Source organism: Nocardia sp. JMUB6875 (assembly GCF_041154655.1).
Lineage (GTDB): Bacteria > Actinomycetota > Actinomycetes > Mycobacteriales > Mycobacteriaceae > Nocardia.
In genome coordinates this window covers 1-23,015 of sequence record NZ_BAAFGR010000135.1, presented here as the reverse complement: position 1 = coordinate 23,015, position 23,015 = coordinate 1, and the positions used below count along the sequence as shown (strand labels likewise).

Below are 23,015 nucleotides of genomic sequence, written 5' to 3'. Positions count from 1 at the left end.
GAGCCCGGTAGATCTCGACGTGACAAACGCGACTGCCCGATCGGCACTGCCATTCGAATGCTCCCCATGCACCCAAACAGTCTGCTCGAGCGCGGGCCGCACGCAACTCGGCATGAGCGGACGTTCTCGGATACCGAGATGACCCCGAGATGCCGTGGGTCGTTGATCTTCGGTTAAGGGGCGGTGGTCGCGGCGGATCGGGCGGGTCGCGGGTTGTTAGAGAATTGCGTCAGGGGCGAGTGCGGGGCAGTAGTGTGCGCTCGAGTCCGACGAAGCTGGCTCGGAGAGCCTGGCGGGCAGAGGCTTTCAGGGTGCGGTGGTGACAATCGGCCCGGAGTGTCACCACCGCACGATGCTGATTGCCTCCAGCAAGGGGGCGGTCCAACCCGACGAGTTCATTTGGGGTCCTTTCGGATTGGCGATTTGGACGGGGTCTTGCGTCGGGTTGAGTGGCGGGAGTGCCGAATCTTCGAACGCGCCGGCTGGTCGTGGGTGGTCGAATTTCACCTGACTATGGCGGCCGGTCTGGTGCTATGTGACGAGGGAGTTTTCGGCTAGTTCTGTTGCTGCGCACGATATTCGGTGACGGGTAGGCCGCCGACGCCCCAGTCTTCCAGGTCTACCTCGTCGATCACGACGAAGGTGGTGTGGGGGTCTTTGCCGAGGATGTCGACGAGGACGTCGGTCATGCGGGTGATGATCTGGGACTTCTGGGCGGGGGTGACGGCTTCGCGGGTGACTTTTACGTTGATGTAAGGCATTCGGGGTCCTGGGGTTTGTCGGGGGCGGGTCAGGCGCGGGTGGTGACGTAGCCGCCGTCGGCGCCGATCACGGTGCCGGTGAGGAAGGTGGCGTCGGTGAGGTGCAGGACGGAGTCGGCGATGTCGGCGGGTTCGGCGACTCGGTTCAGGACGGCGAGAGCGGCCAGGGCGTCGAGGTCGGAGTCCGCGTGCAGCGGGGTGCGGACGATGCCGGGAGCGACCTCGTTCACGCGGATGCCGTAGGGGGCGAGTTCGGCGGCCAGTGCCACGGTGAGGGCGCGGACGCCGCCCTTGGAGACCAGCGGGGCGGAGGCGGGGAAACCGCTGATGGCGTGGGAGAGCAGCACGGTGGTGATGTTCACGATCGCACCGCCACGAGCTTGGTCGATCATGCGGCGGGCCACCGCCTGGGTGATCAGGTAGGTGCCGCGCAGGTTTCCGCTCAGGAAATGGTCGAGGTCGGCGGCAGCGACGTCGAGGAAGGGGACGGAGGCGAAGGTGCCGGCATTGTTGACCAGGATGTCGACGCCGCCGAACTCCGCTGTCGCCGTGTCGACCAGGGCTGCGCCGGTCTTCGGGTCGGTGAGGTCGGCAACGGTCCAACGCAACCGCTCGTCGGAGCCGAGGCGGGCCGCGGCGGCGGCTAGTTTGTCGGCGTCGCGGCCGTTGATCACCACATTGTCGCCACGTGCGAGCAGGGCTTCCGCGATGGCGTAGCCGATGCCGCTGGAGCCGCCGGTGACGATCGCGGTGCGGGAAGTCGTTGTTCTCATGAGGAAAGCTTCGACCCCGGAAACATATTAGTCCACGACGCAGTCTTGTGGATATTACTAGACTCCACTTATGAATCTGGATGTGCGCGATCTGGAACTGCTGGACGCTCTGGCCGGTGGCGGGACGCTGCAGCAGGCCGCGGACCGGCTGTTCGTGAGCCAACCGGCGTTGAGTCAGCGCCTGCTGCGGATGGAGGAACGACTGGGCACACCGGTCTTCGATCGGGTGGGTCGGCGGCTGGTGCCCAATCAGGCAGGGGCGCGTCTGTTGCCTCGGGCGTCACGGATTCTGGCGGATCTGGCCGCCGCCGAACGTGAGGTGAGTGAGGTGGCGCGCAGCGGGGATCGGCACATTCGAGTGTCGACACAATGCTCCACCACCGTGTCCTGGTTGACGCCGGTCATGCGAGAGATGCGCAAAGCCCGTCCCGACAACGCGATCCGGGTGGTCAGCGCCAGCGACGATGATTTGGCCGATGCGCTACTGACACAGCTCATCGATGTGGCCGTGCTGACCAAACTGACCCCGGCGGCCGCCCAGGTCAAGCTGACCCATCTCATGGACGACGAGATGCTGGCCGTGGTGGCATCCGAACATCGTTGGGCGACAAGGAAGTACGTGGCGGGACCCGATTTCGCCACCGAGAACCTGATCCTGTACGACGGCTACGATCAGAGCCGTCCGAACGCGATGCCGCTGCCGATTCCACCGGGTGCACGCCCAGACCGGATCACCATCGTCCCGATGCTCACCGAACTGGTTGTCGAATTGGTCGCGGCGGGGGAAGGAGTCGGTGTCCTGCCGTCCTGGGTGATCGCGCCGTACCTGGCCCGGGGCGAGGTCACCGCGGTGCGGATCGGACCGCGAGGCGATACCCGAGCCTGGTACGCCGCCACCAGAACCGACGACGAGCGGGCACACATTCTCGACTTTGTCGGGCGGTTGGTGAGCCACTTCGCCGACGGCAGGACGGGGTAGATCGGCCGGCTCAGCCTGCGAGCTTCGCCAGGTTGGGGAAGTTGGACAGTTCCCAGCCGCCGTCGACCACCATGTCGATGCCGGTGATGTAGGAGGCGTCGTCGGAGGCGAGGAACAGGCTGGGTCCGGCGATCTGTTCCGGGGTGGCGGGCGCGCCCATCGGAATGCGGTCCAGGAACATCTGTTTGGCCGGTTCGTAGCCCATGATGGGGGCCACCAGCGGGGTGTCCACCAGGCCCGGGAGGATGGCGTTCACGCGGATGCGGTGCTGGGCCAGTTCCAGGGCGGCGGTCTTGGTGAACATCACGACTCCCGCCTTGCCGGTGGAGTAGGCGCTGCCGCCGGGCATGGGGACGCGGGCGTCGAGGGAGGAGATGTTCACGATCGCGCCGCCGCCGGACGACTTCATCAGGCGCGCTTCGTGTTTGGTGCACAAGAAGACGCTCTTCTGGATCAGGTCGATGGTGAAGTCCCAGTCGGCTTCCAAGAGGTCGGTGACCGCGCCGATGCGGGACGCGCCCGCAGCGTTGAAGGCGGCATCCAATCGACCGAAACGCTCTGCGGCGACGCCGATTCCGGCCTCGATCTGCGCCTCGTCGGTGACGTCGGCGACCGCCGGGACGAAGGACTCCCCCAGTTCGGCGGCCTTCTTCTCGAGTCCGGCCTCGTCGATGTCGAGCCCGACCACGTTCGCGCCCTCGGCGATCAGCGCGGCCGCGATGGCCGCGCCGATCCCGGACGCCGCACCCGTGACGACCGCGGTGCGGCCGTCGAATCTGCTGGCGTTCACTAGTTTTCGCTCCTAATGCCGTCCGGCGCGCAGGAACTCGCCCGTGCGCTCCTTGCCGAGGGTGGCCGACTTCTCGCCGAGCCCGAACACGTACTCGCCGTTGACCAGGACCGCGGTCACGGTGTCGTCATTGCGGTTGACCATGCGGGAGAGGTTGTCGAACTCGGGAATCGGGTTCTCCGCGTAGGACTCCAGGCTCTCGTCCAGCCGCGCCGGATCGATGATCAGCACATCCGCCCGGTCGCCCTCGCGCAGGTGGCCGGCGTCGAGGTCGTACCAGTCGGCCAGTTCACCGGTGACCCGGTGCACGGCGCGCTCGACCGTCAGGAACGGCTTGCCCGCCTGCTGCGCCCGGTGCACCCGCTCGAGGAAGCGCAGCCCGAAGTTGTAGAAGGCCATGTTCCGCAGATGCGCGCCCGCGTCCGAGAAGCCCAGCTGCACACTGGGATCCGCGGCCAGCGCGTTCAGCACCTCGGGCCGGTGGTTGGAGATGGTGGTGCGCCAGCGCACCCCGGAGCCGTGCTCGACCAGCAGGTCCAGGAAGGCGTCCACCGGGTGGATGCCGCCGCGATCCAGCCCGACCTGACCGAAGGTCTTGCCGACCACGCTCGGGTCCGGGCATTCGGTGATCTCGGCGTCGAAGAAGTCCCGGTGCCAGACGCGCGGGCCCCACTTCTTGTCGTAGTCCTTGCGGAACGCGCGCCGGTAGGCGGGATCCTTGAACAGCTCGTGCCGCTTCTCCAACTGGTTGGACAGGTGCAGAGCCGCTGCGCCGGAACCGAATTCCTCGAACACCGGCAGATCGATGCCGTCGGAGTACACCTCGAACGGCACCGGCAGATGCTGCCAGCGGAAGTCGCCGCCGAGCCGGTTGATGATCTTGCCGATCAGCGGGAAGACCTTCACCACACCGGGAATCGCCTTGATATCGGCCGCCGAGAGCAGGCTCACCTTCAGATTGGGCCGGAAGAAGCCCAGGCTGCTGGCGGCCATGCCGACCAGGCTCTGCGGCCGCGCCACGTCCGGGCCGCCCTGCAGCGCCCGTTTCCGGTCGCGCAGAATGCGATTCAGCCGCCGGCGCTCCTTGGCGGTGGCATAGGTGGACGGCAGCGTGCGCGAGCGGCACACCTCGCCGTCGAGCTTGTCGAACAGCAGCTGCTGCGAGGACATGCCGACGAAGCCCGCGTCCAGGGCCTCGCGCAGCTTGTGCTCCATGGCCGTCAGCTCCGACTCGGTCGGCGTCACGTCCGGATCGGTGGAGCGTTGCAGGCCCATCTGCGCGGTCCGGATATCCGAATGTCCGATGAAGGCGGCGATATTCGGACCCAGCGGCAGCGACTCCAGCGCGTTCACGTACCCGTGCGCGCTGTTCCAGGTCTTCAACCCGTCGACCGCGGCGACCACGTGCTTGCGCGGAATCGCCTCCACCCGCCCGAACAGGTCACCCGCGTCCGACCCCTCGACGTGCACGGTGGACAGCGAGCAGGAGCCGAGCACCAGTGTGGTGACGCCGTGCCGCAGCGACTCCGACAGCGTCGGGTCCAGCAGCACCTCGACGTCGTAGTGGGTGTGGATGTCGATCATGCCGGGCATGACCCAGCGCCCGGTCGCGTCGATCACCCGGCCGCAGCCGGTCTCGTCCAGCGGCGTGGCCGAGACCGTCGCCACCCGGCCGTCGCGGATGCCCAGATGACGCATGGCCGAGGGCGCGCCGGTGCCGTCGAACCAGCGGCCGTTCTTGATGATGGTGTCGTACACAGGAATTCACTCCCCCAACGAGAGGTCGCGGCGCAGCACCTTGCCGGTGGCATTGCGCGGCAGGGGTTCCGCGGTGACCAGCCAGCGGGCGGGCACCTTGAAGTAGGCCAGCTGCCTGGCCACGTGATCGCGCAACTCGTCCTCGGTCGTCGAATCCGGTTGGTCGACAACGACGATGGCGGCCACCTCCTGGCCGAGATCCTCGTGCGGGACGCCGATCACGGCCGACTCCCGCACCGCCGGATGCTCGTCCAGGACGTTCTCGATCTCCTGCGGGTAGACGTTCTCGCCGCCGCGCAGGATCAGATCCGACCGGCGGCCGGAGATGTAGAGCTTGCCCTCGCGCAGGGTGCCGAAGTCACCGGTGCGCAGCCAGCGGTTCTCGTCGATGGCGGCCTCGGTGGCGGCCTCGTTGTTCCAGTAGCCGAGCATGACGTAGGGCGAGCGGATGCAGATCTCGCCCTCCTCGCCGTCGGGCACGACCTTGCCGTCGGGATCGCGGATCTCGAGCGAGACGCCGATGACGGCGCGGCCCACGGTCTCGTTGTCGGCGGCCAACTCCGGCGGGGTGGCCACGGTCGCGGCGGTGCCGGACTCGGTGCAGCCGTAACTGGTGGTCAGGCCCTGCAACGCGACCGGGAACCGCTCGCGCAGCCGCTGCACCAGCGCGGGCGAGGCCGGGGCGGAGTTCAGCGAGAACGCGGTCAGCGAGGACAGGTCGTACTTCGAGATGTCCACGGCCAGAATGCGACTCGCCAGGGTCGGCACGGCGGCCCAGTTGGTGACGCGCTCGGCCTCGACCAGCTTCAGCAGCGACTCGGCGTCGAACGCGCCCGAGGACGGGAACACCACGGCGTCGCCGGTGGTCAGTCGCGGGATCGACAGATTGTGCAGGCTCGCGATGTGGAACAGCGGCATGGTCGCCAGATACCGGCGGCCCTGCGGGGAGCCGTCCCACGCCTGGCCGCGGAATCCGGCCGCCAGCGCGTCCATGAAACGGTGGTAGTCGGCGACCGCGACCAGGTTCTGCTGGGTGTGCACAACGCCCTTGGGGCGACCGGTGGTGCCGGAGGTGTAGAGGATGATCGCCGGATCGTCCGCGGACACCGCGGTGGCCGGATTACCGCCCGCGAACTCCGCGAACAGCGCGGGAAGATCGGTCTCCATGGTGAGCACCGGGATATCGGTGCCGGTCTCGGCTGCCAGCGCCGCCCGCTTCGCGTCGGCGACAACCACTTTCGGCTCGGAATGCTCGAGGCCGTATTCGATCTCGCGCGGCGCCCACCACGCGTTGTAACCGACCGGGATCGCACCGAGGCGCTGTGCCGCCCAGAAGGTCAGCACCCATTCCGGGGTGTTCGCGGCCAGGATGCCGACCCGATCACCCTTGCCGACGCCGTAGCGTTCGGCCAGCGCGGCGGCCAGCGCGCCCGCGGCCGCGTAGTGCTCGGCGAAGGTGTAGCGGGTGCGCTCGGAGACGAGATAGTCGCGATCACCCAGCTCACGCGAGGCTTCCAGGAGCTCGAGCAGCGAGCCGCGGCGATGCTTGAACACCGGCTGCGGCGCGCCCAGCACCTGCTCGACCGCGATCTCGAACGGCCCGCCCGGCCCGGTCAGCTTCCCGGCGACCTGGGCGGCGAGTGCCTGAAGATCAATGGCATTGGTCATGAGTCAAGTCCTCGGGTGTCGATGCGCCAACCTCCGCAGCTTGCCGCAGCGAACCGGGGGCGCGGGAGGGAACCGCAAACTATTGGTGCCGCCGTACCACTTTCTGAGATGGCGGGGTGGGACGCCACCGAAGACCGCCTCATGCCCGCCCCCGGACCACGTCGAAGGTCGCCTTCATATAGGCGTCGGCGCGATCGGAGCCGATCAGGCCGGGGGCCATGCGGTTCATGGCGTAGGCGAAGGTGACGCGGTGGTCCAGGTCGTTGACCACGTGCGCGCCGCCGAGGCCGTTCCACCAGCACACCTTGCCGTCGGGCACCTGCGGTCCGATCTGCGGCTGCGGCAGTCCGTAACCGATGCCGAAACGCACCGGCTGCAGGATGGCCAGATCGAAGCCGTCGCACTGCTGATCGAAGATGAGGTCGATCGTCTTGTCCGACAGGAACTTCCGGCCGCCGAGCTCCCCGCCGTTGCTGATCACCGACTGCACCCGGGCGATCGAGCGGGCATTGCCGTGCCCGCCCATGCCGCCGAGCTCGGCCTGCTGCCACTCGGGCGTCCCGCACTCGGCGAAGTCCAGCAGCGGCTGGAACAGCGTCTTGTACAGGACGCTGTCCTGCGGCAGCTGCGACTGGTCGAACTCGAGGAACTCCGGCGGCACCAGGGTGGCGATGCGCCCGAGATCGGCCGCGGGCGTGCCGATATGGAAGTCCGCGTCCAGCGGCCGAGCCAATTCCTCGGCGAAGAACCGCCCTAGCGAGCGACCGGTGATGCGCTTGATCACCGTGCCTGTCAGATGCCCGTAGTTCAGGGCGTGATAACCCGAGGCGGTGCCCGGAACCCACCAGGGTTCCTGTGCCGCAAGGCGATCCGAGGCCGCATCGGTGTCATAGATGTCGCGCAGCTCGATCGGGGCCTCCCAGCCGGAGACGCCCGAGGTGTGCGAGAGCAGGTGCCGCACCTCGATATCCGCCTTGCCGTTGGCGGCGAACTCCGGCCAGTAGTGGGCCACCTTCTGGTGCACGTCCAGCTCACCGGCCTCGACCAGCAGCAGGGCGCTCAGCGCGACCATGGTCTTGGTGATGGAGAAGGTGTTGACCAGGGTGTCGGCCTCCCACGGCTTGGTCTTCTCCGGATCGGCGTAGCCGCCCCAGAGATCGACCACCGTCTCGCCGTCCACGGTCACGCAGACCGAGGCGCCCAGCTCCGCACCCGACTCCACCTGCTCGGTGAAAGCCGCACGGACAGCTTCGAATTGGTCCGAACAGAATCCAGCGACGTTGCTCATTCCGTCCTACTCCCCTAGACCTTCACCAAGGCACGGCCCGGCACCGGCAGCGCGTTCCCCGCCGCGTCGGCGCGGCGCGCGCCCTCGGCGAGTTCCTTCTTCAGCTCGCGGACATAGATGTCGAAGTCGATCTGAATGGTGTGCCGCGGCGAGTTGTAGTAGCGCTCGGCGCGTTCCGCCTCCGCCTTCGCGGTGGCCGCGTTCATCTCCGCCGCCGAGGGCAGCCGGTAATTGCCCGTCAGGTAGGCCGCGACCAGCTTGGACTGCTGCTCGGCGAAGTTCACCAGCGTCGGCATCGGCTGTGCCAGACCGAGATAGAAGAGATTGTCGATCTCCGGATTCACCATCTGCCGCCACAACGGGATCTTGTTGCTCGCGTCCGGGCGCAGCGCCGGATCGGTGAAGAACGGGAAGCTGATGTGATAGCCGGTGGCGCACACGATCACGTCCACCTCCTCGGATGAGCCGTCCGCGAAGTGCACGACCTTGCCGTCCAGTCGGGTGATGGCGGGCTTGAAGCCGATATCGCCGCAGCCGACCCGGTGCAGGAACTCCTCGCTGGCCGAGGGATGCGCCTCGAAGGGCAGGTGGTCCGGCTTGGGCAGGCCGTAATCCTCCATGCGCCCACGGTTTTTCACCACGAAGCGCTGCTTGAGCTTGAGCGCCACCTTCGGCGGCATCCACGCCGGCACCACCTGGGTGTCGCCGACCTTGCCGCCGACGTACTTGGGCAGCACCCACACGCCGCGGCGGGCCGAGACCCACAGCCGCTCCGCGATGAACTTCTGCGACAGCTCCGAGGCGACGTCCAGCCCCGAATTGCCCATGCCCACCACCACGATTCGCTTGCCGCGCATATCGATCGGGTCGAACGGGTCGTTGTAGGAGTGCGAGTGCATGAGCACGCCGTCGAACTCACCCGGGTAGTCGGGAGTGCGCGGATCCCAGTGGTGGCCGTTGGCCACGATCAGCGCGTCGTAGGTCCGCTCCAGGCCCTGATCGGTGGTCAGGGTCCACAGGCCGTCGGCGGCACGCTCGGCCGAGATCACCTTGTTGTTGAAGATGATTCGGTCGCGGATGCCGAAGTGGTCGACGTAATCCTTGAAATACTGGTGCAATTGGCTGTGATGCGGGAAGTCCGGCCACTCCTCCGGGGCCGGATAGTCCTCGAACTGCAGCCGGTACTTCGAGGTGTCGATGTGCAGGCTCTGGTAGCAGGCCGACATCCCGTTCGGGTTCTTGTAGTACCAGTTGCCGCCCACCTCGTCGGAGGCTTCGTAGCAGTCGAAGGGGATGCCGTATTCGGCCAGCCGCTTCGCGGCGGTGATGCCGGACGGGCCCGCGCCGATGATGGCAACCCTGGGCAACTCACGATTCTGTGCAGATGGCGCAGCCAATTCACTCTCCTGGTTCGGCTATGGGTCACATTCCCCGGCCGGACGTGATGTGCCACACACGCTAACACTCACTAGACACCGTGTCTAGTGAGTCGACTTACGTCTATCATTCAGGCGTGACCCGACCTTCACTGCGCGAAGAACAGAAGCGGCAAACCCGCGGCCGACTCATCGAGGCCGCCACCCAGCTGTTCACCACCCAGGGCTACGCGCCGGTCCGCGTCGACGACATCGCCGCCGCCGTCGGCTGCAGCCGCGCCACCTTCTACCTGCACTTCACCGGGAAACCGGATGTGCTGCGCGCCATCGCCGAACAGGGCACGCTGCCCAGCGTCCAGCACTTCTACGAGGACCTCGACCACGTGCTCGACAGCGGTTCGCGCGAGGAGTTCGCGGCGTGGATGCGGCGGGCCATCGACTGGTTCCAGGAGTACAAGGATCTGCTGCCCGCCTGGGACGAGGCGACCGCGCTGGAACCCGAATTCCGGGAAGTGGCAAGGGAAGGCATCATGTCGCTGCCCAATGTCATGAGCTCGTACCTGTCCCGCTGGCCCGCGGACCGGCAGGAGGAGGCGCGGCTGCGGATAGAGCTGCTGGTCGCTCAGCTGGAGCGGTTCTTCACCCGCTGGGCCATGCAGGGGACCATCGACGTCTCGGCCGACGAGGCCGCCAGCGTTCTCACCGACATCTGGTTCCCGGCCCTGCAGACACCCGGCCGGACCCCGAAGGGCTAGTTCTCCACAGGCGTGACGCGAGCGCGGTCCAGTTCCCAGAACGCCCGCAGCGCAATGATTTTCCCGGCGGCGTTCACCCCGTACACCGCGACCAGATCGACCTCGACGACGACGTCGGCGCGGGCGCTTCGGATGGTCCCGGTGAACGCCGCCTCGTCACCACAGGCGAAGAAATCGGCCCAGGCGAATTCGATCGCACTGGGCTCGATCGCCTTGCCCCAGAACGCCGCGATGGCGGCGTGGCCCGAATGCCCCTCCCCCACAGGGTCATACGGCGAGATCCCCACCGGGTCCTCGACCCGCGCATCGTCCGCGAACAGACTCAGCCATTCATCCTTGCACTTGGCGCGCACCGCTTTTTGCGAGGCGAGACCGGCGCGGCGGGCGGGATGTTCCGACGACATCCCGCCATCCTCATCGTCACCGGAGGGAACGGAACCCGTGAATACCGGTGAGCGGAATTCTGAAATTGAATTGTTTAAATTCAGCGGGTGTAGGACGAGCCGGTGTAGCCGAAGCCGGCGCCCTGGTCGGTCGGCTGGGTGCTGTCGGCGAGCGCCTTGCACTGGTCATAGGTCTGCCCCGCGGCCATGCAGGCCTGCCAGGGATCGACCATCGGCGGGTAGTCGGCCGCGGCGGTGGCCATGGGGGCGGCCAGACCGCCCGTGATCAGAGCGGCGACGACAAGCTTCTTCACGTGGAATCCTCCGAGTGGTTACCGAATCCGGTAAAGGGTGCCACGCGAAATCGAAAATCGCCAAGCGATACGGTAATTGAGAAAAAGATTAGGGCCGAGCCCCTAATGAGCTCGGCCCCGAAACGCCACGAATCACGCGACCCGGGCGGCCGCCACGGTCTCGATGGCCGCGTAGTAGCGATCGGTCAGCAACCGGACTACGGCGGGGTGCACGCCGATCGGCTCGGCCACCCCGTCCGCACCCGCGTCGTGCAGGCGCTGATGGAACAGGCCGTGTGCGAGCAGATACGAGGCGACGAAAACCCGGTGCGCGCCCGCGGCCCGCACGGAGGCGACCACCTCCGGCACCCGCGGTTCGCCGGTGGCGATGTAGGCCAGGTGCGCCGGGGTGCCGATGCGTTCCGAGAGCAGGTTCGCTGCACGCTGAACATCCTGGCGCGCACGGGAATCCGAGGAGCCCGCGGCGGCGAACACCACCGCGTCACCCGGACGCCAGCCCGCGGCCCGCAACCGCAGGTGCATCACCTCGGCCAGCGCCGGATCCGGGCCCATGGCCTGGGTGACCGCGACCGCGCCGTGCGCACTCGCGGCCACCTCTCGCGGCACATCCTGATACACGTGGTAGCCCGAGGCCAGGAACGCCGGAACCACCACGGCGGGAACCGAATCCAGGTCCCGCAACACCTCGGCCGGGGACGGCCCCAGCACATCCACGAACGCGGTCCGCACCCGCGGCGGCTCCGTGATCGCCAACTCACGCAACGATGCCGATGCGGCCCCGAAATCGGCACCGGCACCTGTCTGGGCTCCCCCGTTGCGGATACCGTGCGCGAACGCCGCGGCACCCAGTTCCCGAGCCACGGCTCCGGCCAGCTCGGCGATCATCTCCACGCCCCGCGCACTCCGGGTGCCGTGCGCGACCAGGACGAGGGCGGGCGCGCTCACCACGCACCTCGCGCCGGGCGAATGGGACGAACGGCATTGGCGGAGCCCGGAACAACGGTCGGCGCGCCGAGCGGGCGCGACGCGGCGACGGCGCGCGCGGTGACCGGCATCCGGCCGGGCACCTCGCCGCCGGCCGGGCGCGTCGGCGTGGCGCCCGGAGTGGCGGCGGGATTCGGGGCCGGGCGGCGGACCGCGGCCGACGGCGGCACCTCGGGCGGGAGCGGGCGCGAACCCGGAATGCGGGGCGGCACCTCGCGGCGCGTGCCCAGACCCTGGGAGTGCGGCGGAAAGCCCTGGCGGGCAGACAGACTCGGCGGCTCCGGGTGCGGGTTGTCGATGCACTCGGCCGGGTCCAGGGCCAGCCGGTAGCCGCGCTTGACGACGGTCTGGATGGCCTTGGGCGTGCCCAGGCCCGCGCGCAGGCGGGCGATGGCGGTTTCCACGGCATGGGTGTCGTCACCGCCGCCGGGCAGGGCGGCGAGCAGGTCCTCGCGGGAGACGACGCGGCCGGGCTGGCGGGCCAGCGAACGCATCAAAGCCATTGGCGCGGGAGCCAATTGGCGCACCTGACCGTCCACCACGACGCAACCGCCGCGGACGCTGAGCATGTGCCCGGCGGCCTGAATCCGGTTGGCGCGCCGCGGAAGTTCCTCGGCGACATGGCGGGCCAGCGCGCCCAGGCGGGCACGGCCGGGCATGGAGGTCGAGACGCCGAGCTCCTCCAGCGGGGCCGCCGTGATGGGACCGACGCAGGCGGGCAGCACCCGGGTGCGGAAGGCGTGCAGAACCGCCTCGAGCAGTCCGGTTTCCTTGGCGCGCATGAGAAGTGAGGCCACGGCCGGAGCGCTGGTGAAGGTCACGCAGTCCAGTCCGGCGGTGACGATGCCCTCGATGAGGCGATCCATCGGGGTGCGGTCCTCCGGCGGCGTCCACCGGTAGACCGGGACCGGAACCACATCGGCTCCGGCGCAGCGCAGCACTTCGCAGAAGTCCGCGACCGGCTCCCATTCGGTGGTCGCGCCGTGCAGCTGCACCGCGATGCGCACGCCCTCGACGCCCTCGGCCAGCAGGTGATCCAGCACCTCGGCGCTGGATTCGGAAGCGGGAGACCATTCCTCGCGCAGCTCGGCCGCGCGGATGGCGCCCTTGGCCTTGGGGCCGCGGGCCAGCAGACGGGTCGAGGCGAGCGTGGAGCGCAGCTCCTCGGCCAGGCCCCAGCCCTCCGCGGCCTCCATCCAGCCGCGGAAGCCGATTCCGGTGGTGGCCACGGTGATCTGCGGCGGATCGGCGACCAGCTGGCGCGTCACCCGCTCCAGTTCGGTGTCGTCGGAGAGCGGGATGATCCGGATGGCCGGGGCGGCAACGATATTCGCGCCCCGGCGGGTGAGCAGGGTGCCGAGCTCGTCGGCGCGGCGGGCAGCCGTGATGCCGATCGTGAATCCAGCGAGCGGAGTACCGCCGTCGACCTCGGTCATGCGGTACCGCCGGGGAAGATCATGGGTTCGTTGGCGACGGCGACCACACCGTCCACCACCCGGACCGCGTAGACCGGCAGCGATACCGACTCGTCGTCCAGGCAGTGCCCGTCGATGAGCGAGAACGCCTGCTTGAGCAGTGGCGAGGCCACCACCGGCACGCCGCCGCGGTCGCCGACCAGGCCTCGCGACATCACCGCCGCCCGGCCGAAGGGATCGATATTGCCGACGGCGAACAGGGTCGCGTCGCCGGTGAGGAACAGGGCCGCCTGGCGGCCACCCTTGAGCAGAACCGCCACGCCGCGGCCCGGAATCAAATAGTCCAGTCGGCAGGCCTGGGTCCAGCCGGAAGTGCTGGTCGCGGTGCCGGGTGTGTCGATTACGGTCATCGGTAACTCTCCTCCGAACGGCCTGTACCTATTGGTACCGACGTCCTGTTTCCATGCGGTTAAGCGGTCATTTCCCGTGCGTGGCGGACTCGGTGACCTGCTTGGTCGTGCTCGAAATTCCAGCGATACCGACCGGAATGTCAGGAATGCCGAGGAGCACCGGCACCTTGCGCTCACCGCTGTCGTCGAAACCGATGGTCGGATCGGACTCCTCCGGCGCGTTGACGAAGGACACGAAGCGCGAGAGCTTGCCCTCGTCCTCGAGCACCGCGGCCCACTCGTCCCGGTAGCCCTCGACGTGCTTGGCCATGGCGGCCTCGAGATCGTCGGCGATGCCCAGGCTGTCCTCGCAGATGACCTGCTTGAGGTAGTCCATGCCGCCCTCGAGCGCCTCCTGCCAGGGCGCGGTGCGCTGCAGGCGGTCCGCGGTGCGGATGTAGAACATCAGGTAGCGGTCGATGTACTTGATCAGCGTCTCGTCGTCCAGGTCACCGGCCAGCAGCACCGCGTGCTTGGGGGTCAGGCCGCCGTTGCCGCCGACGTAGAGGTTCCAGCCGTGCTCGGTGGCGATGACGCCGACATCCTTGCCGCGCGCCTCCGCGCATTCGCGGGCGCAACCCGAGACCGCCAGCTTCAGCTTGTGCGGGGAACGCAGACCGCGGTAGCGCTTCTCGAGCAGCACGGCCATGCCGACCGAATCCTGCTGGCCGTAGCGGCACCAGGTGGAGCCTACGCAGGACTTCACCGTGCGCAGCGACTTGCCGTACGCGTGACCGGATTCCATGCCCGCGTCCACCAGGCGCTTCCAGATCAGCGGCAGCTGCTCGACCCGCGCGCCGAACAGGTCGATGCGCTGGCCGCCGGTGACCTTCACGTAGAGGCCGAACTCCTTGGCCACCTCACCGATGGTGATGAGCTGCTCGGCGGTCACCTCGCCGCCGGGCATGCGCGGCACCACCGAGTAGGTGCCGTTCTTCTGCAGGTTGGCCAGGAAGTGGTCGTTGGTGTCCTGCAGCGAGGCCTGCTCGCCGTCGAGGATGTGATCGCTCGAGGTGGACGCCAGGATCGAGGCCACGGTCGGCTTGCAGATATCGCAGCCGGTGCCCTTGCCGTACTTGGCGATCAGACCCGAGAAGGTGCGGATGCCGGTGGACTGGACGATGTGGAACAGCTCGGCGCGCGACTGCGAGAAGTGCTCGCACAGCGACTTGGAGACCTCCACACCCGACTGCTCGAGCAGCTTCTTGAGCATGGGAACGCAACCGCCGCAGGAGGTTCCGGCATTGGTGCAGCTCTTGATGGCCGGGACGTCGCAGGCGCCGTCGGCGATGGCGCCGCAGATCGAGCCCTTGGAGACGTTGTTGCAGGAGCAGATCTGCGCGTCGTCGGGCAGCGCGTCCGCGCCCAGTTCCGCACCGGCCGGGGAGATCAGCGCGGCCGGGTCCGCGGGCAGCGGGCGGCCGACCAGCGGGCGCAGCGCCGAGTACTGGGTGGCGTCGCCGACCAGCACACCGCCGAGCAGGGTCTGGGCGTCGTCGGAGACAACGAGTTTCGCGTAGGTGCCCTTGGCGGCGTCGTGCAGCACCACCGAGAGCGCGCCCTCGGTCTTGCCGTGCGCGTCACCGAAGGAGGCGACATCCACGCCGAGCAGCTTCAGCTTGGTGGACAGGTCCGCGCCCGGGAACTCGCCCGCGCCGCCGAGCAGGCGGTCGGCGACCACCTCGGCGGTGCTGTAGCCGGGCGCGACCAGGCCGTAGCAGACGCCCTCGACCGCGGCGACCTCACCGATGGCGTAGATGTTCGGGTCCGAGGTCCGCAGGCCCAGGTCGGTGATGACACCGCCGCGCGGGCCGACCTCGAGCCCGGCCGACTTGGCGATCTCGTCGCGAGGGCGGACACCGGCGGCGAAAACCACCATGGCCGCGCGCAATTCGGTGTCGTCGGAGAACTTCACCGCTAGGCGCTCGGCGAGCGGCGCACCCTCGACCGCCTCGATCGAGGAGGTGCCGACGCCGGTGTGCACGGTCAAACCCAGCTCGGTGACCAGCTTTTCGAGAATGGCGCCGCCGCCCTCGTCGATCTGGGCCGGCATCAGCCACTTGTTGAACTCGACCACGTGCGGGGTCATGCCCAGCAGGCGCAGCGCGTTCGCCGCCTCCAGGCCGAGCAGACCGCCGCCGACCACGATGCCGACCGCGCCCGGACCGGCCGCCTCGGCCGTGGCCCGGATGCCGTCGAGGTCCTCGAGGGTGCGGTAGACGAAGTTGCCCTCCAGGTCGTGACCCGGCACCGGCGGCACGAAGGCGTAGGAGCCGGTCGCGAGAACCAGTGCGTCATAGGCGATCACATCGCCGGCGGAGGTGGTGACCTTGCGGGCGGTCTTGTCGATCGCGTCGGCCTTCACGCCCAGGCGCACCTCGACCAGCTCGTCGCCCGCGTAGTCGTTGCCGGGCAGCGCCAGCGCGGAGGCCTCCCAGCTGCCGACGTAGGAGGACAGGCCGACGCGGTCGTAGGCGGCCAGCTTCTCCTCGCTCAGCACGATGACCTGCCAGGCCCCGGCCTCGTCCCGGGAGCGCAGCGCCTCGACGAAGCGGTGGCCCACCATGCCGTGGCCGACCACGACGACGGCCTTGCGTTCGATGCTGTGGGTCATGACGGTTCCCCTTCGAGAATGAGCGGGTCAGGCGCGAGCCGACGCGGTGGACTGGGAATCGGCGGCGGATTCGGCTTGCAGCACAAGCGATTCCGCTTCGATGACGACGTCGGAGTCGGCGGCCTCGCGGCCCGGGCGGCGCAGGAAGACCGCCCAGCAGACCAGGCCGCACACCACGTAGAAGGCCATGAAGACCCAGAACGCGGTGGTCGCGGACTTGGTGGAGGCGTAGGACGAGCGCAGCACCAGGTTGATGCCGACGCCGCCCAGCGCGCCGAGCGCGCCGACGAAGCCGATGAGCGCACCGGACATGTTCTGCGCCCAGGCCGCACGGTGGGCCGAATCACCTTGCAAATTACGGGATTTCGCCTCGAAGACCGAGGGGATGATCTTCGTCACCGCGCCGTTCCCGATTCCGGAAATGACGAACAGTGCGGTGAATCCGATGATCATGGCAACCATCAAGCTACCAGTCGGGTGGCCGCGATGATCACCGAGGGTGCTCGCGATCGCGACCACGGTGGCGGCAATCGTCATGGCGCAGAACGTGATTGCGGTTACCTTGCCGCCACCGATGCGGTCGGCCCACTTGCCGCCGTAGGGGCGGGCCAGCGAACCCAGCAACGGTCCGATGAAGGCGATCTGCGCGGCGTGCAGGGTGGCCGCGGCGACGCTCGCGCCGCCCGCCTTGAAGCTGATCTGCAGCACCTGGCCGAATGCGAAGGAGTAGCCGATGAAGGAACCGAAGGTACCGATGTACAGGAACGCGATGGCCCACGACTGCGGCACCTTCAGCGCCTTGATCATGTAGGACAGGTCGGCCTTCTGGTTCTTGACGTTGTCCATGTACAGCGCCGCGCCGATCGCCGCCGCCGCGATGAGCACCAGGTAGACCGCGCACACCACCGACGCGTTGCCGTAGGCGTTGCCCAGGGTGGCGATGACCGCCAGGCCGATCAGCTGCACCACCGGCACGCCGATATTGCCGCCGCCCGCGTTGATGCCCAGCGCCCAGCCCTTGAGCCGCTGCGGGAAGAAGACGTTGATGTTGGACATCGACGAGGAGAAGTTGCCGCCGCCCAGGCCCGCGAAGGCCGCCACGATCAGGAACGTCGTGTAGGAGGTGCCCGGCCGGTTGACGAAGTACAGCGCCAGCAGCGTCGGGATCAGCAGCAGCAGCGCGCTCACGATGGTCCAGTTGCGGCCGCCGAACTTCGCGGTCAGCACCGTGTAGGGGATCCGCGCGAGGCCGCCGACCAGGGTGGGCACCGCGCCCAGGAAGAACTTTCCGGCCGGATCGATGTGGAACACCGCGGTCGGCATGAACAGCACCATGACCGACCAGATCGACCACACCGAGAATCCGATGTGCTCGGCGAATACCGACCAGATCAGATTGCGGCGCGCGATGTCCTTACCACCGGCTTCCCAAGCCTCGACATCCTCGGCATCCCAATGCTCGATGTCGCGCTTGCGGGTCAGCGTGCTCAACAAGAGGCCCTCCTGAAATCTGGATGGCCCCAAGGTAGGAAACGGGTATTGCGTCGATGCTGCGCGAAATGACCGTCAAATCAACGGTTGCTCACGAAATCAGACCGCTCGGCGTGAGAAGTGGTCTTATGTTTCGTCCGTGTGACACAACAGTTTCCGGCGATGACAAATCGCCGAGAAACGAGAAAACGAGCCGTGAGGTGAGAGGCTTGCCACACAGCATGGCCCTCACCTCACGGCTCGGCAACTCGAGCGGTGAAATTTCTCGAATTACTTCCAGGTGTCCTCGAGCATCTGCGGCTTGCACGCGACCCAGCCGCCGATCATCAGCACCACGACGGCCAGCACCAGGAAGCCGAACGGCGCCAGCCACTCTCCGGTCATGGTGTGCAGCGCGCCGAACACCAGCGGACCGGTGCACGCCACGGAATAGCCGACACCCTGGGTGAAGCCCGACAGCGCGGCCGACCCGGCGCCGGTCTTGGTGCGCAGGTTGATCAGCGTCAGGGCCATCGGGAAGGTCGAGGGACCCAGGCCCAGCGCCAGCACCCACACCAGCGGCGCGGCCATCGGCGCGAACAGCAGCCCGGCGAAGCCGATGAAGAAGAACACCGCGCAGCCGATCACCACCGGGAACGGATTGGCCATGCGGCCCACCACGATCGGCGCGCCGAGCGCCGCCACCAGGCCGATCAGCGCGAAGACGCCGACCATGGTGCCGCCGAAGGACGCGCTGGCCCCGGCGTCGCCGAAGATCGTCGGCATCCAGGTGAACAGCGAATAGGTGATCAGCGAGGTCATGCCGAACATGAAGGCCATGCCCCAGGCCAGCGGCGAGCGCCACACCTTGCCGGTGGATTCGACCGTCTCCGCGGGCATTTCGGTGGCATCGTGCAGCGCGCGATCGCGGCGCACCCGCAGCACGCCGATCCACGGCAGCGCCGCGGCGAAGGCCAGCGCGGCCCACATGCCCAGCGAGAGCCGCCAGCCGTGCGCGTCGGCGATCGGCACCGCGATCAGCGCCGGGAAGACCGTGCCCAGCTGCACCATCACGATGTAGACCGAGCTCAGCAGCGCCAGCCGATCCGAGAAGTACCGCTTCACCAGGGGCGGGATCACGATATTGCCGATGCCCATGCCGCCCAGCGCCAGCGCCGAGAAGGCCAGCAACTCCCAGGTGTCGGGCACGATCGCGCGCAGCGCCGAGCCGAGGCCGGTCATGAGCATGGCCACCAGCGCGGTCAGCTCCAGGCCGAGGCGGCGGGAGACCAGCGGGGTCAGCAGGCCGCCGAGGGCGAACATGGCCGTCGGCAGCATGCCGAAGACGCCCACCACCGCGGTGGAATAGCCGATGTCCGCGCCGATCCGGGCGGCAAGAGGGGTGAACGCGGTGACGGCGACGCGGAGGGTGAGGGCGGAGACGACGATGGCGACGAGCACGAGCAGGCGGCCCTCGAGCAGGGCGCGCTTGGAGAGTTCGGGGTGCGGCTTGGTGAGGTCGGGGCGGGCCTGGGCGGTCGTCCGGCCCGAGGCAGTAATAAGGCCCCTCTCCGGGGCCATCGTCTCATCTATCGTCGCAGTCACTCGAAAATCATAGGATGACCCGATGATGTGATGCAACGAATGTGAGGCAGGGTACGCTGTCACCCGTGCAACCAGTCCGGCGCACGAGCCTCATCGCTCAGGTGACAGAGCAGCTTCGTGCCGAAATCCGTTCCGGCCGTTGGGCCGTCGGCTCACGTATCCCCACCGAGCCCGAGCTCACCGAGCTCACCGGCACCGGCCGAAATACCGTGCGCGAGGCCGTCCAGGCGCTCGTGCACGCCGGCATGCTCAAGCGCAGACAGGGCTCGGGCACCTATGTCATCTCCACCTCCAGCCTCGGCGGCACCCTGTCCGAATACTTCGCCGACGCCCACCAGCGCGATCTGCTGGAGCTGCGCCAGGCGCTGGACACCACCGCCGCCCGGCTCGCCGCCACCCGCCGCGACGAGACCGACATGGCGACCCTGCGGCGACTGCTCGACGATCGAACCCGCTTCTGGGACACCGACTTCGACGCCGCCATCGAGGCCGACGTGCAAATCCACCGCGCCATCGTCGTCGCCAGCCACAATGCGGTATACCTGGAGTTCTACGACTCGCTGCTGCCCGTCATCGCGGCCGGGATCCGCTTCCGGTCCGAACAGGACGGCGCGACGTACCACGACGAGCACGCCGAGCTCGTCCAGGCGGTGATCGACGGTGATCCCGACCGGGCCGCGCGGGTGGCCAACTGCTTCCTCGACTCGCTCATGGCCGAATACCGGACGCTTGATACAAATTTCGAGTAACCGGAAAATCACCGCCCGAATCATCCGAAGGTGAGCCGGAATTACCGTTCCCGTCACCGAAAATCATTCAGGCGTAAAACAGCTTTCCTACGGTAGATCCCGACCGCAGCGGCTCCCACGACTGACCGGGAGCCCTTGATGAGGACGGTCGCGACAGCCGAGAGGACAGCTGCTCATGGCAACAGTAGTAGAGGCACCCGACGCCTTCACGTACCAGAGACGCGGACGGTGGATCGACCGCTGGGAACCGGACAACAATGAATTCTGGGAAAACGGGGGTAAACAAACCGCCCGGAAGAATCTGATCTTCTCGGTATTCGCGGAAAACCTCGGATTCAGCGTCTGGGTCATCTGGGCCAGCATCGTCACCGCCATGGGGTCGGCCGGCTTCGCCTTCCTGGGCAAGAACAACCCGGACGCGGTGAACAACGCCCTGCTGCTCACCTCCACCCCGACCCTGGTCGGCGCGGCGCTGCGCATCCCCTACACCTTCGCCATCCCGCGCTTCGGCGGCCGGGCCTTCACCGCCTTCAGCGCGGCCATGCTGCTGGTCCCGACCCTGGGCATCGCCTTCTTCATCAACCACCCGAGCACGCCCATGTGGGTGTTCATGGTGCTGGCGGCGCTGGCCGGTGTCGGCGGCGGCAACTTCTCGTCCTCGATGGCGAACATCAACTTCTTCTTCCCCGAGGGCAAGAAGGGCGCGGCGCTGGGCATCAATGCCGCGGGCGGCAATCTCGGTGTGGCACAGACCCAGTTGTTCGTGCCGCTGCTCATCACCCTGGGCACCCACATCTTCGCCAAGAACCCGGGCGGCTACCGCTTCGGCATCACACTGGCCGTACTGGTGTGGATTCCGTTCATCCTGTTCGCGCTGTTCGGCGCGCTGCGCTACATGGATTCGCTCTCCGGCGCGAAATCCGATGGCACCTCCTACAAGAAGGCCCTCGCCAACCGGCACACCTGGGTGATGGCGATCCTCTACATCGGCACCTTCGGCTCGTTCATCGGCTTCTCCTTCGCCTTCCCGACCCTGCTCAAGGCCAACTTCCCGAGCCTGGCCAAGATCGGCTGGATGGGCACGCTGGGCAACCTCGCCTTCCTCGGCGCGCTCGTCGGCTCCATGAGCCGTCCGTTCGGCGGCTGGATCTCCGACAAGCTCACCGGCGCGAAGATCACGCTGTACGTGTTCGGCGGCATGGCGGTCTCGGCCGCGCTCATCGTGGCGTCGCTGTCGGCCAAGAGCTTTCCGCTCTACCTGGTCTCGTTCCTGCTGCTGTTCGTGTTCAGCGGCATCGGCAACGGGTCGACCTACCGGATGATTCCGATGATCTTCACCGCCGAGGCGCGCAAGCACGCCTCGGAGACCGGGCAGGACATCGGTGAGGCGCTGACCTCCGCGAAGCGGCAGGCGGGTGCGGCCATCGGTGTGATCGGCGCGATCGGCGCGGCGGGCGGGTGGCTGCTGCAGCAGGCGCTGCGGCTGTCGAACACGCACTACCACACCATGAATCCCGCGTTCTGGGGTTACGTGGTGGCGTATCTGGCCATGGGCGCGCTGTGCTGGTGGTTCTACCTGCGGTCCTCCTTCGCGGTCGGACGCGCACCCTCGCTGGCCCACGCCAATGTGTGAGAACCCAACTCTCGGGGACTCTCAGGGGTAAACCCCTGAAACCCCGGAGCCCCAGGCCCGAAGACTTTGGGAGCCACGGTCTCTCAAGGGCTCCCCACCCCTCGGGGAGCGCGAAAGGCCGCGCCGGATTCGTCGCCCGGCGCGGCCTTTCGTTCGTCTTTGCGGAGTTAGAGCAGCAGGCGGATCATGTCCGCGGTGCGGGCCAGGCCCGGGAACGCCTCGGGGGTGGAACGCGGGTGCAGGGCGTGCACGGCGAGGCGGAACATGACCGCGCGCACCAGCATCTGCGGCCATTCGGGGAGATCACGCCAGCGGTCCAGCAGGCCGTCGTCGGCGCCGCCCCAGGACAGGGCGTCCACCACGATGACCGCCGCGGCCCACGGCGCGGGACGCCAGTACGGGGTGATGTCGGTGAGGCCCGGCGCGAAATTGCCGGAGAACAGGACGGTTCCGAACAGGTCGCCGTGCACCAGCTGCGAGGGCGTGACCACCGGCTTGCGCAGGGTGGAGAGCTGGGTGATCAGGGTCAGGCTGCGGTCGCCGTCGGGTGAGGTGGCGGGCAGCATGCCGACCATCTTGAGGCTGCGCAGCGGAACCGCTTCCCACGCAGCGCGATCCGCGGCCGCGAAGACGTCCACATCCACCCAGGGGGCGACCGGCTGCGCGGCCAGGAAGCGGGGGCGCTCCAGTTTCGCGGTCACCTGGTGTAGTCGCAGGGACAGCGAAACCACTTCGTCGTGGCGGGGTTCGGGCACACCCTCGAGATAGGTGTCGGCGCGCCAACCGGATACGACATACCGCCCATCGGTGGCCCGCACCGGCCGGGCCAGGCGAATCCCGTCCACCCGCAGCGTCTCGCGCACCTTGGCGGACCACGCGGCGCGCGCGTGATCGGTGACCGGGCTCAGCACCACGTCACCCAGTCGCCAGCCACCGTCCCAGTTCCCGAGCGGAACCGGCGCTTCCTCGCGCAACCCGAAGGTCGAGCGCACATGCTCAGGAGGCTCCACAGCAGTCATGGTCACGCGCGTACGGTACCGCTGTCGAGAGGCGGAAATCGGTCGCCACACCGGATAACAGACCAGCTGGAACCAAGTCGGAATCGGGGTTCGAAAGCCGTGCTCCCGAACCCCGATTCGGTCAGTAGACCGGCAGTGACGGATCAACCTGGTTGGCCCAGGCGATGATTCCGCCCTGCAAATGCGTGGCATCGGCGAAGCCCGCGTTCTTCAGGGCCGCGAGGGCCTCGGC

Annotated in this window: 19 protein-coding genes and 1 pseudogene; 4 read left to right on the top strand and 16 right to left on the bottom strand. The window is 67.8% G+C overall.

The window, feature by feature from the left end; translation table 11 throughout:
• Positions 1-554: 554 nt before the first annotated feature.
• Entirely contained in the window at positions 555-761 is a 207-nt protein-coding gene (locus ACAM49_RS28940; RefSeq protein ID WP_369638715.1) for a 4-oxalocrotonate tautomerase family protein, read from the bottom strand.
• Between the two features lie 29 nt (positions 762-790).
• Entirely contained in the window at positions 791-1,534 is a 744-nt protein-coding gene (locus tag ACAM49_RS28935) for an SDR family NAD(P)-dependent oxidoreductase (RefSeq protein ID WP_369638714.1), read from the bottom strand.
• Between the two features lie 70 nt (positions 1,535-1,604).
• Between ACAM49_RS28935 and ACAM49_RS28930 the strand changes: the two genes are divergently transcribed.
• Positions 1,605-2,513, top strand: a complete 909-nt coding sequence (locus ACAM49_RS28930) for a LysR family transcriptional regulator (RefSeq protein WP_369638713.1) — start codon at positions 1,605-1,607, stop codon at positions 2,511-2,513.
• A gap of 10 nt (positions 2,514-2,523) precedes the next feature.
• Here the strand turns inward: ACAM49_RS28930 and ACAM49_RS28925 are convergent, their stop codons facing one another.
• From ACAM49_RS28925 to ACAM49_RS28905, 5 genes are all read right to left on the bottom strand, one after another.
• Entirely contained in the window at positions 2,524-3,303 is a 780-nt protein-coding gene (locus ACAM49_RS28925; protein WP_369638712.1) for an SDR family NAD(P)-dependent oxidoreductase, read from the bottom strand.
• A gap of 12 nt (positions 3,304-3,315) precedes the next feature.
• The gene (locus ACAM49_RS28920) at positions 3,316-5,001 is read right to left on the bottom strand and encodes an amidohydrolase family protein (protein ID WP_369638717.1); all 1,686 of its coding nucleotides are present in this window, start codon (positions 4,999-5,001) and stop codon (positions 3,316-3,318) included.
• 66 nt (positions 5,002-5,067) lie between these two features.
• Positions 5,068-6,729, bottom strand: a complete 1,662-nt coding sequence (locus ACAM49_RS28915; RefSeq protein ID WP_369638711.1) for a class I adenylate-forming enzyme family protein — start codon at positions 6,727-6,729, stop codon at positions 5,068-5,070.
• Positions 6,730-6,868: 139 nt separating this feature from the next.
• Positions 6,869-8,017 (bottom strand): serine hydrolase domain-containing protein, encoded by a 1,149-nt coding sequence (locus ACAM49_RS28910; RefSeq protein WP_369638710.1) that lies wholly within the window; start codon positions 8,015-8,017, stop codon positions 6,869-6,871.
• A 14-nt stretch (positions 8,018-8,031) separates the two neighbouring features.
• A complete protein-coding gene (locus ACAM49_RS28905; protein ID WP_369638709.1) occupies positions 8,032-9,384 on the bottom strand; it encodes a flavin-containing monooxygenase in 1,353 nt (450 codons plus the stop codon).
• 146 nt (positions 9,385-9,530) lie between these two features.
• Here ACAM49_RS28905 and ACAM49_RS28900 point away from each other — a divergent pair, with 146 nt between their 5' ends.
• Positions 9,531-10,148, top strand: a complete 618-nt coding sequence (locus tag ACAM49_RS28900; RefSeq protein WP_369638708.1) for a TetR/AcrR family transcriptional regulator — start codon at positions 9,531-9,533, stop codon at positions 10,146-10,148.
• Here the strand turns inward: ACAM49_RS28900 and ACAM49_RS28895 are convergent.
• From ACAM49_RS28895 to ACAM49_RS28860, 8 genes and pseudogenes are all read right to left on the bottom strand, one after another.
• The gene (locus ACAM49_RS28895) at positions 10,145-10,552 is read right to left on the bottom strand and encodes a nuclear transport factor 2 family protein (RefSeq protein ID WP_369638707.1); all 408 of its coding nucleotides are present in this window, start codon (positions 10,550-10,552) and stop codon (positions 10,145-10,147) included. The two genes, ACAM49_RS28900 and ACAM49_RS28895, sit on opposite strands and share 4 nt — an antisense overlap.
• A gap of 80 nt (positions 10,553-10,632) precedes the next feature.
• Positions 10,633-10,845, bottom strand: a complete 213-nt coding sequence (locus ACAM49_RS28890) for a hypothetical protein (protein WP_369638706.1) — start codon at positions 10,843-10,845, stop codon at positions 10,633-10,635.
• A 132-nt stretch (positions 10,846-10,977) separates the two neighbouring features.
• Positions 10,978-11,790: a sirohydrochlorin chelatase gene (locus ACAM49_RS28885; RefSeq protein WP_369638705.1), complete on the bottom strand. Its 813-nt coding sequence runs from the start codon at positions 11,788-11,790 to the stop codon at positions 10,978-10,980.
• Positions 11,791-12,119: 329 nt separating this feature from the next.
• Positions 12,120-13,265: pseudogene (locus tag ACAM49_RS28880) on the bottom strand (uroporphyrinogen-III synthase); the annotation flags it as partial.
• On the bottom strand, positions 13,262-13,654 hold the full coding sequence (nirD, locus tag ACAM49_RS28875) for a nitrite reductase small subunit NirD (protein WP_369638704.1): 393 nt from the start codon (positions 13,652-13,654) through the stop codon (positions 13,262-13,264). The pseudogene ACAM49_RS28880 and the gene nirD, both read right to left, overlap by 4 nt.
• Positions 13,655-13,721: 67 nt before the next feature.
• A complete protein-coding gene (gene nirB / locus ACAM49_RS28870; protein ID WP_369638703.1) occupies positions 13,722-16,307 on the bottom strand; it encodes a nitrite reductase large subunit NirB in 2,586 nt (861 codons plus the stop codon).
• Positions 16,308-16,334: 27 nt separating this feature from the next.
• Positions 16,335-17,801 carry an MFS transporter gene (locus ACAM49_RS28865; RefSeq protein WP_369638702.1) on the bottom strand — a complete coding sequence of 489 codons (1,467 nt, stop codon included), beginning with the start codon at positions 17,799-17,801 and terminating at the stop codon, positions 16,335-16,337.
• Between the two features lie 267 nt (positions 17,802-18,068).
• Positions 18,069-19,382, bottom strand: a complete 1,314-nt coding sequence (locus ACAM49_RS28860; RefSeq protein WP_369638701.1) for an MFS transporter — start codon at positions 19,380-19,382, stop codon at positions 18,069-18,071.
• A 65-nt stretch (positions 19,383-19,447) separates the two neighbouring features.
• Here ACAM49_RS28860 and ACAM49_RS28855 point away from each other — a divergent pair, with 65 nt between their 5' ends.
• Entirely contained in the window at positions 19,448-20,131 is a 684-nt protein-coding gene (locus ACAM49_RS28855) for a FadR/GntR family transcriptional regulator (RefSeq protein ID WP_369638700.1), read from the top strand.
• 175 nt (positions 20,132-20,306) lie between these two features.
• The gene (locus ACAM49_RS28850; protein ID WP_369638699.1) at positions 20,307-21,764 is read left to right on the top strand and encodes an MFS transporter; all 1,458 of its coding nucleotides are present in this window, start codon (positions 20,307-20,309) and stop codon (positions 21,762-21,764) included.
• 167 nt (positions 21,765-21,931) lie between these two features.
• Here the strand turns inward: ACAM49_RS28850 and ACAM49_RS28845 are convergent, their stop codons facing one another.
• Entirely contained in the window at positions 21,932-22,783 is an 852-nt protein-coding gene (locus tag ACAM49_RS28845) for a TIGR02569 family protein (RefSeq protein ID WP_369638716.1), read from the bottom strand.
• Positions 22,784-23,015: the final 232 nt, after the last annotated feature.

Bases quoted from the DNA above. Each gene is read 5' to 3' on its own strand.
- ACAM49_RS28940 (WP_369638715.1), bottom strand. From the start codon at position 761: ATGCCTTACATCAACGTAAAAGTCACCCGCGAAGCCGTCACCCCCGCC.
- ACAM49_RS28935 (WP_369638714.1), bottom strand. From the start codon at position 1,534: ATGAGAACAACGACTTCCCGCACCGCGATCGTCACCGGCGGCTCCAGC.
- ACAM49_RS28930 (WP_369638713.1), top strand. From the start codon at position 1,605: ATGAATCTGGATGTGCGCGATCTGGAACTGCTGGACGCTCTGGCCGGT.
- ACAM49_RS28920 (WP_369638717.1), bottom strand. From the start codon at position 5,001: ATGCGTCATCTGGGCATCCGCGACGGCCGGGTGGCGACGGTCTCGGCC.
- ACAM49_RS28915 (WP_369638711.1), bottom strand. From the start codon at position 6,729: ATGACCAATGCCATTGATCTTCAGGCACTCGCCGCCCAGGTCGCCGGG.
- ACAM49_RS28910 (WP_369638710.1), bottom strand. From the start codon at position 8,017: ATGAGCAACGTCGCTGGATTCTGTTCGGACCAATTCGAAGCTGTCCGT.
- ACAM49_RS28895 (WP_369638707.1), bottom strand. From the start codon at position 10,552: ATGTCGTCGGAACATCCCGCCCGCCGCGCCGGTCTCGCCTCGCAAAAA.
- nirD (WP_369638704.1), bottom strand. From the start codon at position 13,654: ATGACCGTAATCGACACACCCGGCACCGCGACCAGCACTTCCGGCTGG.
- nirB (WP_369638703.1), bottom strand. From the start codon at position 16,307: ATGACCCACAGCATCGAACGCAAGGCCGTCGTCGTGGTCGGCCACGGC.
- ACAM49_RS28850 (WP_369638699.1), top strand. From the start codon at position 20,307: ATGGCAACAGTAGTAGAGGCACCCGACGCCTTCACGTACCAGAGACGC.
- ACAM49_RS28845 (WP_369638716.1), bottom strand. From the start codon at position 22,783: ATGACTGCTGTGGAGCCTCCTGAGCATGTGCGCTCGACCTTCGGGTTG.